Source organism: Marinomonas atlantica (genome assembly GCF_001639725.1).
GTDB lineage: Bacteria > Pseudomonadota > Gammaproteobacteria > Pseudomonadales > Marinomonadaceae > Marinomonas > Marinomonas atlantica.
In genome coordinates, this window is the sequence record NZ_LTAW01000033.1 from 1 (window position 1) to 356 (window position 356).

Below are 356 nucleotides of genomic sequence, written 5' to 3' on the forward strand. Positions count from 1 at the left end.
CTCCATGGCGGACAGGAAACGACTCTACTCTCGATGATGATCCCCCTGCTCCATCAGGGTATGGTGATCGCAGGCCTACCTTACAGCGAATCTACTTTGTTAAAGACAACAACCGGCGGAACGCCATACGGCCCAACCCATGTTGCAGGCCAAGATAACCGCCCACTTGATGACAATGAGTTGTCACTCTGTGTCGCACAAGGCAAACGCCTTGGCGAACTCGCACATAAGCTCCGCCATAAACTGTAAACCTAACAACATTGAGAACTCTCTTTTGAAAGCATACATACCAGACGACCATAATTACGCCGCTAAAGCCCTTTTTAGCAGACGAGTAACAGTTACCAGTTACACCG

1 pseudogene is annotated in these 356 nt (G+C 49.4%); it reads left to right on the forward strand.

Annotation, left to right across the window (positions count from 1 at the left end):
• A pseudogene (locus tag AYW75_RS18455) lies at positions 1-249 on the forward strand (NAD(P)H:quinone oxidoreductase); the annotation flags it as partial.
• Positions 250-356: the final 107 nt, after the last annotated feature.